The following is a 15326-nucleotide window of genomic DNA, read 5'->3' as shown; positions in this document are numbered from 1 at the left end:
GTTCCTCTTTCCTTTGTAAACTCTCCGAACCGGAGGACCCGGCACCTAAAACAGCGCCTTCACCTCGGTAAAGATTTCTTTTTCCTGCTCAATCTTGTCTTCATTTCCGATGACACAGATCTGGTCTGCCTGTAATACTTTCTCCACGATATCCGCCAGATTCCGGATATCCTGCTGCGTTGCACGGAGAACTTCCAGCCTTTCTTTTCTGATCATCTCTTCCGTCACATGATTCATGTAAAGATTCATGGAACGGTCGCCCTTGGTAGCCGGAGTCATCGGCTGATCCATATTGCTGATGGTACCGATGATGAATTTTGTCATATCCCGGTCACTGACATCAAAGTTTCTCAGATATTCGGTCACACCCTGGTAAATTTCCAGCGTATTTTTCAGGTGCGGATCCCGGTAGGAGACAAAATAGCCTTCTCCCAGCTTGTTAAAGCTGCTCATGCATCCATAGGCGCCGCCTTTGACACGAATATTCTGCCAGAGGTATTCGTATCCCATGATAACTTTCAGAATCTGAAGCGCCCCGTGGTACTCTGCTCCGGCATCGATAAAGTTTCCTGCCATTGCCACATACTGTACCTTGGAGGAAGTCTGGAATCCTTCGTTTTTCTTCGCGCATGTGAGCTGGAAACCGGACTCTTCCACTTCTTCCGTGTGCAGACATCCTGAGAACTTCTCGATCTCCTGAAGTACCGGTTCTTTGCTTTCCGGTTCTCCCGTATAGCTTACGATCATCCGATCTTTCCGGAATACCTTGCGGCTGATCGTCTGCAGCATCTCCATGAGACGATCCTTTTCTTCCTCAAAATGGTCTGCGATCCGGCTGACGGTCTCGTAGTACTCAATTCCGTTTGTCATGTCTTTAAAGCGCGCAAGCGGCGAACTGTACGACATGGCACGCAGCACGGCGGAACTGTGTCCCGCAGAGAGGAACTTCATCTGAAGTCTGGATTTCAGCATGTCCAGAATCTCTTTGATCCTCTTCTCATCTGTAAGCACCGACCGCATCAGAATTTCCTCCATCATAGAGAGGGCAAACGGAAGCTGGCCGTACATCGCTTTCGTCTTGATCTCAAACGTCGGGCGGAATTCTTTCTCCTTCACTTTTGTGACGTCGGTGTACATTTCAAGGGATGTCTCAATGCCTCCCGTGCGCCGGTTGATCTCATTGAACAGTTTGCCGTACTCGTAATGTTCGGTATCGATAATGCCGAGCACTGCCTGCAGAAGTCCTGCATACGGGATCTCTTTCTCGCTTAATGTCCGAAGATCAAAGATCAGTGTCAGATAGCCGATTCCGTTTGTATCGATCGGATGACAGATACATGGAACATCCCCGGCTTTTTGCTCTTCGTTATAAATCGGAGCAATGTCTTCGGAAATATCACTGACTTTCAGCACCGGAATCTTCTCCAGAATTTCCGGCGGAGTCGGCTCCTCCTGGTACGCTCTCAGATCTTTCGTATCCTGCACAAGCTTCTCCACTTCTTCTCTGGAGAGACCCGCCTTATAGTCCTGAAGCTTCTGATGGAGCTTCTGGTCTGCTTCCGCTGTCAGTCCTTTCTTCGGACAGATCATGACAATGGAAGCATGGGTGTTATCAAGAAGGTACTTCTGAATCAGATCTTCATAGTAGGAAGTACTGATCTGCTCTTTCAAAAATGCAAACGTGTCCAGTGCCTCGATGTGAAGGAACGGACTTTCTTCATCATACAGCCAGCTGTCGAACATCTGAAGTCCGTACATCAGCCCCTTCGGGTAGCTGCCAAAATCCGCCTCCCGGTAGCGGAACTCATGATAATTGATGCCTGCTGTCAAAGCGTCCGGATCTATTCCCTCTTTGACAATCTTTTCCAGAGTGGATTCAATCACACGGACAAATTCTTCTTTCTGTGACTCTTCGGCATTCTTTGCAATCACGGAGAATGTCGGCTGGTAAATTCCGTTATCATAGGATCCCAGAATATCATGTCCGATTCCTGCATCTGTCAGCGCTTTCTTTAACGGCGCACCCGGTGCGGACAACAATGCATAGTCCAGAATGGAAAATGCAAGGTAAAGCTTCTCGTCCAGACTGGTGCCGATTACCTTGTTGTAGGACAGATAGGTATTCATCTCCTCAGACTCGTTTGCTGCGATGGAATAATACCGCTTCCACTCTACCGGCTCATCAAACGGCTTCTGCAGGCGGATCTCCGAATCGATTTCGGCTTTTTCAAATCTGCTCAGATATTTCTCATCCAGCCACTGGAGCTTTTCTTCCATATCCATATCGCCGTACAGATAAATATAACTGTTGGACGGATGGTAATATTTCCGGTGGAAATTCAGGAAGTCTTCGTATGTCAGTGACGGGATCGCATCCGGATCTCCACCTGACTCATTGGAATAGGAAGTGTCCGGGAAAAGCGAATTTAAAATCATCCGGTCCAGTACGCCGTCCGGGGAGGAAAACGCTCCCTTCATCTCATTGTAGACAACGCCGTTGTATTTCAGCTCTCCGTCCGGATCTTCCAGCTCGTAGCTCCATCCCTCCTGACGGAATGTCTTGTCACTCTCATAAATATTCGGATAGAATACCGCATCCATGTAAACATGCATCAGGTTCTGGAAATCCTGGTCATTGCAGCTTGCGATCGGATATACGGTCTTGTCCGGATAAGTCATCGCATTTAAGAATGTATTTAACGATCCTTTCACCAGCTCCACGAACGGGTCCTTTGCCGGAAACTCCTTTGATCCGCAGAGTACCGAATGCTCCAGAATATGCGGCAGTCCCGTACTGTCCTCAGGAGGCGTACGGAATGCGATGGAAAACACTTTGTTATCATCATCGTTTTCGATCAGGGCAATCCTTGCCCCGCTTTTTTTATGACGGAGAAGCGTCCCTTTTGCCTTGATCCCGCTCAGGTCTCTCTCCTGTATCAGCTCATATGCCTGTAATTTCTTACTGTCCATTCCAATCTCCTCATTTCGATTCAAATTTTCCTGTTCTATAGTATACCATGTTTTCCGGGTTCGTAAAACATTCCGACCGCAAATCAGGTATATCTTGGCTTTTGTTTCTGTCCGTTGCTCTTTTCGATCATGTTCCGGATATCCTGCATTTCCTGATCCAGCTCGGAGATCACTGTAGCGCACCGTTTCAGCTTCTTCTGGATCTCTCCCTCATCATCGATCTCCTTTTTGTAACGGAGACGGTGATCCACGCTTGCCCAGAAATCCATGGCGATCGTACGGAACTGCACCTCCACTTTCATATATTCCTTTCCGTCTGCCAGAAAGATCGGGACCTCCAGAATCAGATGCAGGCTCCGGTATCCATTCTCCTTTGGATGCTGTATGTAATCTTTTGTCCGCAGAAGCCGGATGTCATCCTGCCCTGTGAGAAGCTCCGCCAGCTTGTAAATATCCTCCTGAAACGCACAGACAACACGGACGCCCGCCACGTCAAAAAGATTCTTCTCGATATTTTCCAAAGTCGGCTCAAACCCTTTTCTTTTCAGCTTCTCCATGATACTGGCCGGAGACTTCAGCCTCGTCTCTATGGATTCAAACGGATTTCGATCATAATTCAGCGAGAACTCGGCATCCAGTACGTTCAGTTTTGTCTCAACTTCCATGATCGCACATTTATATTTATTCATCAGTGCTGTGAATTCCACGCTGTTTGCCATATCACAGCTGTCCGTACGCTGTGTATAGACCTCTTTCAAGTTTTCTTTCATTAGTCGCACCTCTTCTTGTATCAATATGGAACATTGATTCCTCACTATAGTATAACAAAGCGCACATGGAAACTCCAATGAAAAAACTATAAACATTTTTCTGCCCCTTTGCCGGATTTGTGCTATCATAAAAGAAAGCAATGGTTTTGTCGAGGAGGAGTGTATCATGACAGATAATAGACATTCATGGATAAAAAGAGGACTGACCGCAGGGCTTTTTTACCTGCTTTCCATCGCGCCAAGATTGATCGGACGTCCGAAGCGGATGCCCGGGAAATTTTATGCCCACCGTGGGCTTCATGACTTAAGTCTCGGAATTCCGGAAAATACCATGGCCGCTTTCCGGCGCGCTGTAGAGCACGGATACGGAATCGAACTGGATGTCCAGCTGACAAAAGACGGTCAGGTTGTTGCCGCACACGATTTTGATCTGAAGCGCATCTGCGGAGTTGAAAAAAATGTGGATGAGCTGACTTATGAAGAGCTGAAAGCTCTTCCTGTTCTTGGTACGGCTGAGCACATTCCGCTGTTTCAGGATGTGCTGGATCTGGTAGATGGCAAAGTGCCGCTCCTTGTGGAGATTAAATATAAACATGTGGGAAGTTCCATCTGCCGGAAGGCCGCAGAGCTTCTGGATCATTACAGTGGTTCTTACTGCATCGAATCTTTCCATCCGGTGGCTTTGATGTGGTTTCGGAAATACCGGCCGTATACCGTCAGAGGCCAGCTGGGAATGAATTTTCACAAGGATGACGGACGGGTGCACCCTGTCTATTATTTCCCGCGGCATCTGCTGACCAACTTTCTGACAAAGCCAGACTTCATCGCCTACGACCACCATGCAAGAAGCGCCCTTTCCCTGACGATCTGCCGGGTGGTTTTTGGCATTCCATGTTTCGCCTGGACAGTAAAATCCCCGCGGGAATATTATGCCTGCGAGCATGTTTTTGACTACTTTATTTTCGAGGGCTTTCTTCCGGAAGAATCGGATATCCGGAATTGCTCCTGATCTGTACAAAACGGGGCATCGGCTCGTAAAGAACTGCTGCCCCGTACTTTATTTTCCATCTTCTTTTCAGACTTTCCTAGCTAAAAGCTTCTGGAATTCCTCTACTGTCGTTCCATACTCTTCCGCTGCCTGCTCAAGTGTCAACAGATTTTTCTGATAAAGGCTGATTAATGTTTTCGCTTTTCCTTCTTCCTGTCCTTTTTGGCGTCCCTCTTCCCTAAGCCCTTCGGCGTATTGTTCCTCATTAAATTCTTCCAGAATCACATCGCTCACCTCCGCACTGTTCTTCTCCAGAAATTCTTTCAGAATGTCCTGTTCGATACAGCTCTTCTGTGCCTGCCGGACTGCTACTTCTATGGAACTGCCTTTTTTCTGATTCTCTCTGACTTCATTGATAAAATATGCATATTCCCAGAGGATTCTACAATTCTCGAACAGTTCTTTGTTGTGTCCAAGATTGATATTCAGCATGATGACGCGACATTCCAGAGCCGCCTGTCCGGAAAATTCTGACTTTTTAAAAGCATCCGAAAGTTTTAATTCCTGGTATTCAGCTTCTTCTTTTCGTCCATTGTACCAAGTCGCTAGCGCGACGGCTAGTGCAAGGTACGCATTTCCATCACTTTTTTCCAAAAAAAGTAGCAGTTTTTGTATTTATGTTGTATTGTTGAGTTACCACACACACCAATCTTCATAAACCGCCAACTGCTATGATTAGTTTAACATGTTTTTTTATCCTCTACAACTACATATCTCTTTTTTTCCCAAGACCTCCTCCTTGACAGGTCCTTTCACTGCCGGTCTTTTATTATTTTTTTCAAGGAGGTTCCGTCATGGACTATTTCAATATTTACCGGGAGATGATCTCCCTCCGGGGTCTTACTGACCATACTTTAACTTCTTATTCTACTTATATCCGTTCTTATCTGGATTACCTTCACTCTGTTCTTCACAAGCTGCCTGAGGAGGTCTCCTGGGATGAACTCCGGGATTTTATCCGCTGGCTTCAGAAGAATCGGTCCCTTTCCGACCGTACCATCAATGCCTGTATCTCCCAGCTCCGGTTCTTCACCATCTACGTGCTTCATAAACCATGGGATCCAACACAGCTTCCTATCAGGAAATTCGATTCCTATCTTCCCTTTGTCCCGACCAAAAAGGAAGTCCATACTTTTATCTCCACCCTGTCGGATCCAAAACCCAAAGCGATGGTTGCACTCATGTATTCTGCCGGCCTCAGGGTCAGCGAAGTCTGTAATCTCCGTTACTGTGATATTGAGCGCAAAACGATGCGGATCCATGTTGCGCGCTCCAAAAGCCGCTCCGACCGCTATGCAATCCTTTCCCAAAAAGCTCTTGATCTTCTCACCCGCTACTGGTTTGCATGCGGCCGTCCCTGCGGCTGGCTTTTCCCGAAACAGACGGACCCTTCCCGTCCCATCGATACCTTTTACGTTACAAGACATCTGCGTGCCCATGAAGAATTTCTCGGCTGGGAACACCGGTTCACCTGCCATTCTTTCCGGCATGCCTTTGGAACTCACCTTTATGAAAACGGGGCCGACCTGCTTACCATCAAAAATCTCATGGGACACAAGTCCTTGAAGTCGACCCTGATCTATATCCATCTTGCTTCCTTCCAGGACAGGCATGTCTCCTCTCCTTTTGACTGGACGGGAGGTGATTCCGTTGAGTAACCTTCCGATTCAAAAAGTCTGGCTGGATTCCTATGACGATTACTGTCTCTCCCAACAGGTTCAGTCTCCGGAACAGCGGAAAGCCTCCCGTGCAATCCTTGCCTGCAAGTCCGGCGGGCTTGGTGTCAATGTCAGCAGGTGTTCTGAGTGCGGTCATATGGAGTTCCATAATAATTCCTGCCGCAGCCGCAGCTGTCCAAACTGTCAGGGTGTATTCAAAGAACTCTGGGTCGATCAGCGCAGGGCGGAAGTCATCGATTCCCCTTACTTCCATGTGGTGTTTACGCTTCCTCATGAGCTCAATCCCCTGATCTACTGCAACCAGAGACTCCTTTACGGTCTGCTCCATCAGTGCTGTGCCCAAACCCTTCTGGAACTCTCTGCTGACCGGCACTATCTCGGGGCTAAGCCTGGAATCATCCAGGTGCTCCACACCTGGAATCAAGAACTAGACTACCATGTCCACATGCATTGTATTATCTCCGGCGGCGGACTGACCCCTGACCGGAAAATCCGGAAGGCTTCCTCTGCCTTTTTTATTCCGGTCTATGTCCTTCGGGATAAATTCAAAGGAAAATATCTCGCCCTCCTGGATTCCCTCTACCAGCAGGAAAAGCTTGTTTTCTCTTCTTCCTGTCATTCCCTGCAGGATCCCCGGGAATGGAAGCGTTTCAAAAACAGCTTGTATAACAAAGACTGGTGCCCTTATATCAAAGAGACGTTTAACGGGTTTGGCAATGCCATCGAATATCTTGGGCGTTACACGCACCGGATTGCCATTTCGAACAACCGCATCCTTTCTGTTTCGGAAACCGAAGTGACTTTCTCAGCACGGGGAAAAAAACCGGGAGAGCCCAAACGGCAGATCACTCTCAGCCACAAAGAGTTTATCCGCCGTTTCCTCATGCATGTGCTCCCTTCCGGTTTTCAAAAGATCCGTTATTATGGATTTCTGAACAACCGGATGAAATCCAGAAACCTCAAACTGATCTTTCGGATTCAGGGGAGGCAGAGGTTTCGCCAGCGCTATGCCGGGATGTCCATGGCGGAACTGCTGAAAGCAGTCTGGAACATCGACCTGTCAATCTGTCCGGAATGCGGCTGCGCTTCCATGCAGCAGCTGGGGAGGAGTTATGCTCCTTCCCCATAAACGAACGTTCTTTTCATATCGCTTTTTAGGCCTCCCACTGGAAGGTCTGCGAAACATGCCCGGAAATCCGATTGCCGCCAGGAATTCATCGGATTTTCCCGTTTTTCATATGGAATACGAACTTTTTCGGCTCTCCGGAAAGATCCAATCCCCATAAGTGATCTGGCTGACCGTCCGCGAATTGGTACAATTGGAAAGAATCACATTCAGAGCAGTTCCGCTTTACTCAGGACTGCTCTTTTTCCGCTCTGAATCTGATACTTTCCTGATGAATTATAGAATACCACATATACCGGTACTGGTAAAGAAATCTGGGTAGAACTGTATATATTCAGCCCATTCTCCCGGATGTAATTCTGATAAATCCGCGCCAGATAAAGCAGTCCGCGAACTGGCATATTCGGATTGAATGTGCTTTGATGCTCGAAGAGATTCATGATACTTGAGAATAAAAAGGACACATCGTTTTTCATTCCCACATAAATCACATCTTCCAGTGTTGTAATTTTCATATCATCGGGATTTGTATAAGATGTTTTGTTTAAAGCATTATAAAGAGAGAGCAGATTTTTCTTGTCACGGAATATCATTCGGAAAAGTGTATCTTTATATTTAGAATTGACATGATGATTCGAAGATGTGTTTTTCTTTTTGGATATTGGTTTTCTTTGTTTTTTACTCATAGGCAGAAGCCTCCTTTGATTTGATGATAGATTTGATGATAAATTTGACAAAAGATTAGAACACGGATATGAAATCAGACTGCATTTTCAGAATAAACACAGAAAAAGAGAAGTCTTCTTCATCATAGCAGAATATTCTAAAAAGCACAAGAGGCAGCAGCTCTTTACGAGCCGCTGCCCCGTGCTTCGTGAGGTTATTATGGCATGTTTTATCCTACTTGTCGTAGATTGTCTTGATTTCGAGGAATTCTTCGTATCCCTCTACACCGCCTTCTCTTCCAAGTCCGGACTGTTTGTATCCGCCGAACGGGGATGTCGGGTCCCACTGTCCTTCGTTTACGTAAACAGTTCCTGTCTTCATCTGACGTGCAACTTTGTTTGCCTCTTCTTCCGGGCCAAATACAGCGCCTGCCAGTCCGTAGATGCTGTCGTTTGCAATCTGAACCGCTTCTTCCTGTGTTTCGTAAGGGATCACTACCAGTACCGGTCCGAAGATCTCTTCCTGTGCGATTCTCATATCCGGTTTTACATCACTGAAGATCACCGGTTTTACATAATAGCTTCCGTTATCTTCCGGCACTTCTCCGGCTACCATTCTGGCACCTTCCTGTAATCCAAGTTCAATGTAGCCTTTGACACGGTCAAACTGCTTTTTGGATGAAAGCGGTCCCTGTGTTACCGTCGGATCATCGGCCGGTCCGTATTTGTATTCTTCCAGCTGTTTTTTGATGATTTCCTCTGCGCGTGCAAGTCCGTCCTTCGGCACCAGAAGTCTTGTCAGCGCGTTGCATGTCTGTCCTGCGTTCGGTACGACAGTCTCCAGTACAGAATGAATTCCATTTTCCCAGTCTCCACCGTCCAGAAGAATGGCAGCGGATTTTCCGCCCAGTTCCAGAGCAATCTTTTTGATATTGCCAAGAGCCATTCTGGCCACTTCCCGGCCTGCTCCTGTAGATCCTGTAAAGGAAATCATGTCCACGTCTTCATGTGTGGAAAGGGCATTTCCGACTTCTCCGCCCCGTCCTGTTACCAGGTTGAAGACACCTGCCGGATATCCTGCCTTGTCAATTTCTTCTGCGAGAATGTATGCGGTCAACGGAGTGTACTGGCTTGGTTTTAATACAACACAGTTTCCTGCCAGAAGCGCCGGCACAACTTTCTTTTCAATCTGCTCCAGAGGGAAATTCCACGGAGTCAGTCCTCCGACAACGCCCACCGGTTCTCTTCTTACGACAGAAGTCAGTCTTCTCTGCTCATACGGGAATTCAGAAGCGGTCTTGATATAATGTTTTGCTTCCAGAATAAACGGATCCGTATGCACTTCCGCGGAAACCTTGTACGGAGAACCAAGTTCTTTGGTGATGGTCTCGATCAGTTCCTGGCGTCTTTCTTCCAGACCGGCCACAACTTTTTTCATCAGCTCCACTCTTTCTTCCAGAGGAGTGTACTGCCATGTTTCAAATGCTGCTCTTGCAGCCTTTACTGCCCTGTCTACATCGTCTTTGTTTCCTCTTGGTACTTTGGCGATGATTTCGTGCGTAGCCGGATTCTCGATCTCAATCCACTCGTCCTGTGATGAATCTACCCATTCTCCATTGATGTACAGTTTACGGATTTCCATACTGCTCTTACCTCTCTTTCTGAAATTTTATGCCTGTTCTATAACCTATCGAAGTGTTTCAAATTTCATTGCTTCGGAAAGATATGCTTTTTCTTCATCATTTAATTCCATACGCGGTCTTCTAACATATCCACCGTTTAATCCCTTTTTGCCAAGGCCGTATTTTAACGCCTGCACCGGCTTCGGGAAAGACTCCAGCACATTCAGCGCCGGCAGAATCTCTTTGTAGATTTCTTTTCCTTTTTTCAGATCTCCTTCTACATAAACCGCCTCGTAAAGTTCCACGCACTGTTTCGGAGCTACATTTGCAAGCATGCAGATCCATCCGCAGGCACCGTCGGCAAAGCTTTCATATGCAAGATTGTCGCATCCGCAGAATACAGATACCTTTTCCGGAGCATCCATCAGGACTTCTGTCAGCTTCTGCATGCTTCCGCTGGACTCTTTTACGATCGCTGTGTATGGAAGTGCCATGATCTCCCGGAATGCTTCCTGACCAATTTCGATTCCGGCAGATCCCGGATTGTTATATGCCACGATCGGGAACTGAGTCTGCTCTTCAATATAACGGTAGTGCTCAACGATCTCGTCCTGTGCCGGATGGCAGTAGAAGGATGGAAGCACCATTGCCGCATGAGCGCCGCATTCCTTGATGTTGTTGACAAGTTTGACCACGTCTTCCGGGCGTTCTCTGGAAGCCCCTACAATAACGCTGACACGGTCCTTTACATATGGAACGATCTCTTTTACATATGCCATATGTTCTTCATCGGAAATACTCTGATATTCACCTGTTGCTCCAAGGATGCAGACTCCCTGCACGCCCTGTTCGATCAGCCAGTCCAGATTTTTCTTTGCTGACTCGAAATCAAATGTTCCGTCCTCGTGGAATGGTGTGACTACTACGGCATAAATGCCCTGAAACTGTGTGTTCATGTTTTACCTCCTTGACTTTGTCGTCTCTCTATGCCTGTCCGGCTGCAAACCGGTCAAATTTCAGCGGGCTTAAATCCATAAACGGTTCTTCTCCCGCAATCATATCTGCCATGACTTTTCCTGTGATCGGGGAAAGTCCGATTCCGTCTCCTTCGTGTCCGGCCGCAATGTAGAAGCCTTCTACCGGAGTGCCGGATACGATCGGCATGTGGTCCGGCGTGTAAGGTCTAAGTCCACTGTAGGAACGGATCACTTTGATATCTGCGATTACAGGGAAGAAACGGATCGCACGCTCTGCCATTGCCTTCATGACTTCAATGCTGCTTCTTGTATCTTCTCCTGCAAAGGTTCTGGAAGAACCGATGAGGAAGTTGTTGGATGCTGTCGGCTCAAATACGAAAGCAACTCCGTATTTTTCCACCCGTTCCGATACCGGACGCTTGTATCCGTCGCTCTGGAACTTTGTGGACATATATCCGAATTCATGTACTTTTCTTCTTGCCACCTGGAAGGTCTGCTCGGAAACCAGGATCTGTCCCTGGCGGGCCTGAATCGGAATGTCAAGTCCTACCATCTTTCCGATCACCGGGGCCCATACTCCGCAGGCGTCCACAATATTCTTCGCTGCGATTTCCCCGTTTTCTGTTTCAATGACAAATGCGTTTCCGTCCCGGCGGATTCCTTTGACACGGTTATGTAAAGAAAGCACCGCGCCTTTTTTCTCTGCTCCCAATGCCATACCATAAGTCAGTCCAATCGGATAAACCGAGCCGTCCGACATGGTTTCCAGTCCCCCATAGACATCTTTTGCAAGATACGGTTCATCATCCTGAACTTCCTGTCTGTCCATCATCCGCATCGGAATTCCGCATTTCTTCATAGATTCACAGAACTCGGACGCCATCTGAAATTCTTCTTCTGTCTCTGTGAGAAAGAGACTTCCCCTTTGTCTCCACTCAAAATCATAATCCAGCTCTTTGCTTAAGCCTTCGAACATATCCTGGCTGGCCTTTGCAAACAGAGCGTCAAATCCCGGCTGTTTGTCACAGACAAGAACATTTCCATCACTTCTGCTGCTTGTGGACTGTGCAATGTCCCCGGCGTCAATCAGGACGACAGAGGCTCCCTTTTTTGCGTTAAAGTATGCCACGGATGATCCGATGGCACCGGCCCCGATGACCGCTACATCATATGCTTTGCCCATGTTTTTATCCCTCCTGATCTTCTCCATCTTCTGCAAGTTCTCCAAATGTTACAGGGCGTACCGGAGGCCGGTCCGTGCTTCCCTGAATTTCATTCATCTTTTTGCCTGTTTCTTCTGCGATAATCCGGCTCACCAGTTTGCCGCATGTTCTGCCCTGGCAGAGTCCCATTCCGGCACGGACTCTTCTCTTGACTTCCGTCACAGTTGTTGCATGGTATTCCCGGATCGCTTTTCTGATTTCTCCTGCTGTAATTTCCTCACAGCGGCATACGATCACATCGTCATCCAGCGGTCCTTCCGGTTCTACCGGGCGGAATCCTTCGTGTGCTTCCGGAAGCTTCAGTCTTCTCATTGTCCGGACAGTGTCCGCATGTTCTTTCGGGATCGCAATGGTTACAACCGGTGTGTGGTCGTTCTTTTTCGGATTCATTACCTTGATCACACGTCCTTTGCAAACATACTCTCCCGCACGGGAAAGGGCGTCTATTTCTGCTCCTTTTTCCGGAAGCGGATCGTATTCAAACGGGAAGCTGACTGTGGCTTCTGTCTCGGAATAGCTCTTATCTACAAGGAAAATCGCAAGTCCCGGACAGGCTGCAACGCACATGCCGCATCCGATACATTTTTCTCTGTCTACCTGAGGTGTATTGGTAATCGGTTCCCCGATATGAATTGCATGAAGCGGGCATGCGGATTCGCAAGGATTACACGGAATCTGCTGTACACACTCAACCACTGCCACCGGGCCTTTCGCGAAGCGTTCTTCGTCCGGCCATCCATTTGCCTCTTTGATTTCGTCCATAGACGGGTATCCATCATAAATGATTCCTGTTGCCATCTCTATTAAACCCCCTTCTTGATGATCCGTTCTTTTGCCGCCATTCTCCGGTCTCCGAACGGTCCCTGCCTCAGGGAATCCAGCCTCTCTCTGATTTCGGCCTTTTTCTCTTCTGCCTGTTCTTTCGTCAGATGTCCAAGTGCTTCCGCAGCTGCTGCCGCCGCAAGTCTTCCTTCATCCATCGCTGTGCTGGCCTCTTCCACTCCCGCCGTATCTCCGGCAACGTAGATTCCCGGCACGCTCGTCTCCATATCCGCGTTGTGAAGCGGCATCCATCCGCCCATTTCCGGAATGAAATCATGCTGTACTCCTGCCATCTGTGCCAGTTCGGAAAGCGGACGGAGTCCGACTGCCACACAGATGACGTCCACATCGGTTTCCATCTCCGTGCCCTTTACAATCTGTCCGTTTTCAAATTTTGCGATCACTGCTTTTTCTACATGGTCTGTTCCCTTAGCCTCTGCAATGGTGCTGCCAAGATAGAACGGAATTCCCGCACGGCGGATTTTCGCCGCGTGCACACCGTAAGCACCGATCTTCGGCATTCCTTCCACGATTCCGACTACGTCCGCCCCTGCCTGAAGGAGCTGGTAGGCAACGATCACACCTACATTTCCGGATCCGATCATCAGAATCCTCTTGCCCGGAAGCACTCTCTGTACGTTTGCCATCGTCTGTGCCGCACCTGCTCCCATGACACCCGGAAGAGTCCATCCCGGGAACCGGAGCGGATTCTCCGCGCCGCCTGTGCAAAGAAGAAGTTTCTCCGCCTCTATGATTTCTGTTTTTCCATCTCTCAATACTGCTGCTCTCTTGTCCGGGAAAATTCCGATGCAGGCGCTGTTCAGCCAGAAGTCAATTCCGAGTTCTTCCGTCTCCTGAAGGAGCTGTTTTCCGATATCGATTCCTCTGACGCCGGCACGGTGTGCCCTGGAACCAAAGAATTTATGAAGCTGTTTGAAAAGCTGGCCGCCGGCACGTCTGTTCTCATCTACGAGAAGCACGTCACAGCCGTCTTTTTTTGCTTCGATTGCCGCCGCAAGCCCTGCCGGGCCGCCGCCGATGATTACTACTTCTCTTTTCATTCTTTCGTGCCTCTCTTTCCGAATCCCTGTTGTGTCTCAATTACCATACCGTCTTCCACCGGAGTGATGCAGGTACGGACATTCGGTTTCCCGTTCACTGTCATGACGCAGTCCGTACACTGTCCGATGCCGCAGAACACACCTCTCGGCTCATGCTTTTTCGTTGTATATCTGTGAATGTGGATTCCGTTTGCCATCAGCGCCGCCGCGATCGTTTCGCCGCTCTTTGCCTGAAGCTTTTTTCCATCCACGATAATCTCCACATAGTCATCCTGACCGAGTTCTCCCAGGATCGGATGATGTAATACTCTCATTGTATCTGTTTCCATCTTTTTGTCTCCTTTCCGCCCTTATGCCAGCTGATAACCCTCCTGGAAAATGTCTTCCGGATCCAGAAGGAATGTATGGATTCCTGTCACCCAGGCTCTTCCTGTCACCTGCGGAATCACCGCCGGTATGCCGGCCACCTCTGCATCATCCAGGTATTTACATTTGAACTGGCTGCCGATGATGCTCTGGTGAATGAAGCTCTCGCCCTTTTTGATTTCTCCCTTTGCCGCCAGGACAGAAAGCTTGGCCGATGTTCCGGTTCCGCACGGTGAACGGTCAATCGCTCCCGGCGGGATAATAACTGCATTTTTGATTGCTCCGTCTTCCTGATCTGTCGGCTCATAAAACTCAACATGTGTCACATGATGCTCAAACGGAATCGTAGGATGCTGCACAGCAATCTGTTCATTGATCCGCTGCTTTAGGTAATTGCCCGCCTGAATCAAAAGTGAAGAACTTTGCGGATTGATGTGAAGTCCTACGGATGCAGCCGGAAGAATCGCGTAAATATTTCCGCCGTATGCGATATCCGCTTTTACTGTTCCGTACTTGCTTGTTGTGATTTCCGCATCCCGAACCATAACAAATGCCGGTGCATTCACGAAAGTAACGTTTACAGCCGAGCAGTCGCGCACTTCAATCTGAAGCTTTACAAGACCTGCCGCGGTATCAAGAGTTACATAGGTGTAAGGCTCCTGCACATCAACCATGCCGGCTTCCACAAGTGCGGTTCCGACTCCAATCGTATCGTGTCCGCACATCGGCATCCATCCGCCGACCTCAAAATACAGCACTCCGAAATCCGCCTCCGGATTGCACGGCTCCATGATCAGTGTTCCTGACATTACTTCATTTCCTCTTGGTTCAAATGTCAGAAGCTTTCTGAGCCAGTCTCCTTCTGTGGACATATACTCCAGCTTTTCCTGCATCGTCTTACCCGGTATGTTCGGGATTCCACCAATCACATTTCTCGTTGGCTCACCACAGGTATGTGTGTCTATCGTATGAAATGTTTTTCTGATTTTCACCCCAG

Annotated in this window: 14 protein-coding genes; 3 read left to right on the top strand and 11 right to left on the bottom strand. The window is 48.3% G+C overall.

Features of this window, described 5'->3' with window-relative positions:
• Positions 1–45 precede the first annotated feature (45 nt).
• Positions 46–2970, bottom strand: coding sequence for an insulinase family protein (locus tag H6A32_RS06080; RefSeq protein WP_118636568.1), 2925 nt, complete (start codon positions 2968–2970; stop codon positions 46–48).
• 83 nt (positions 2971–3053) lie between these two features.
• Positions 3054–3740, bottom strand: a complete 687-nt coding sequence (locus H6A32_RS06075) for a GTP pyrophosphokinase (RefSeq protein ID WP_087169467.1) — start codon at positions 3738–3740, stop codon at positions 3054–3056.
• Between the two features lie 166 nt (positions 3741–3906).
• Between H6A32_RS06075 and H6A32_RS06070 the strand changes: the two genes are divergently transcribed.
• Positions 3907–4749 carry a glycerophosphodiester phosphodiesterase gene (locus tag H6A32_RS06070; protein WP_204863935.1) on the top strand — a complete coding sequence of 281 codons (843 nt, stop codon included), beginning with the start codon at positions 3907–3909 and terminating at the stop codon, positions 4747–4749.
• A 66-nt stretch (positions 4750–4815) separates the two neighbouring features.
• Here H6A32_RS06070 and H6A32_RS06065 read toward each other — a convergent pair whose 3' ends face one another.
• On the bottom strand, positions 4816–5382 hold the full coding sequence (locus H6A32_RS06065) for a hypothetical protein (RefSeq protein ID WP_204863934.1): 567 nt from the start codon (positions 5380–5382) through the stop codon (positions 4816–4818).
• Between the two features lie 200 nt (positions 5383–5582).
• On the opposite strand from H6A32_RS06065, the gene H6A32_RS06060 reads away from it, so the two are divergent.
• A complete protein-coding gene (locus H6A32_RS06060; RefSeq protein ID WP_087167008.1) occupies positions 5583–6446 on the top strand; it encodes a tyrosine-type recombinase/integrase in 864 nt (287 codons plus the stop codon).
• The gene (locus H6A32_RS06055) at positions 6439–7596 is read left to right on the top strand and encodes an IS91 family transposase (protein ID WP_178278847.1); all 1158 of its coding nucleotides are present in this window, start codon (positions 6439–6441) and stop codon (positions 7594–7596) included. The genes H6A32_RS06060 and H6A32_RS06055 overlap by 8 nt, the downstream gene beginning before the upstream one ends.
• A 206-nt stretch (positions 7597–7802) precedes the next feature.
• Here the strand turns inward: H6A32_RS06055 and H6A32_RS06050 are convergent, their stop codons facing one another.
• The 8 genes from H6A32_RS06050 to H6A32_RS06015 all read right to left on the bottom strand — a co-directional run bounded on the left by H6A32_RS06050 (position 7803) and on the right by H6A32_RS06015 (position 15321).
• Complete coding sequence (locus H6A32_RS06050) at positions 7803–8279, bottom strand: Rpn family recombination-promoting nuclease/putative transposase (protein WP_191437403.1); 477 nt, start codon at positions 8277–8279, stop codon at positions 7803–7805.
• 214 nt (positions 8280–8493) lie between these two features.
• On the bottom strand, positions 8494–9900 hold the full coding sequence (locus H6A32_RS06045; protein WP_087254044.1) for an aldehyde dehydrogenase family protein: 1407 nt from the start codon (positions 9898–9900) through the stop codon (positions 8494–8496).
• Positions 9901–9945: 45 nt separating this feature from the next.
• On the bottom strand, positions 9946–10836 hold the full coding sequence (locus tag H6A32_RS06040; RefSeq protein WP_087169471.1) for a dihydrodipicolinate synthase family protein: 891 nt from the start codon (positions 10834–10836) through the stop codon (positions 9946–9948).
• Positions 10837–10864: 28 nt separating this feature from the next.
• A complete protein-coding gene (locus H6A32_RS06035) occupies positions 10865–12040 on the bottom strand; it encodes an NAD(P)/FAD-dependent oxidoreductase (RefSeq protein WP_158099278.1) in 1176 nt (391 codons plus the stop codon).
• A gap of 4 nt (positions 12041–12044) precedes the next feature.
• On the bottom strand, positions 12045–12878 hold the full coding sequence (locus H6A32_RS16840; RefSeq protein WP_204229606.1) for a (2Fe-2S)-binding protein: 834 nt from the start codon (positions 12876–12878) through the stop codon (positions 12045–12047).
• Positions 12879–12883: 5 nt separating this feature from the next.
• Positions 12884–13963: an NAD(P)/FAD-dependent oxidoreductase gene (locus H6A32_RS06025; RefSeq protein ID WP_087169474.1), complete on the bottom strand. Its 1080-nt coding sequence runs from the start codon at positions 13961–13963 to the stop codon at positions 12884–12886.
• On the bottom strand, positions 13960–14292 hold the full coding sequence (locus H6A32_RS06020; RefSeq protein ID WP_242959052.1) for a (2Fe-2S)-binding protein: 333 nt from the start codon (positions 14290–14292) through the stop codon (positions 13960–13962). Before H6A32_RS06020 ends, H6A32_RS06025 begins: the two co-directional genes overlap by 4 nt.
• 21 nt (positions 14293–14313) lie before the next feature.
• Positions 14314–15321, bottom strand: a complete 1008-nt coding sequence (locus H6A32_RS06015) for a proline racemase family protein (protein WP_087169475.1) — start codon at positions 15319–15321, stop codon at positions 14314–14316.
• Positions 15322–15326: the final 5 nt, after the last annotated feature.

This window comes from Drancourtella massiliensis (assembly GCF_016900655.1).
Lineage (GTDB): Bacteria > Bacillota > Clostridia > Lachnospirales > Lachnospiraceae > Sellimonas > Sellimonas catena.
Note: the sequence above shows the minus strand (reverse complement) of the source record. Positions and strands in the feature narration are given on the sequence as shown.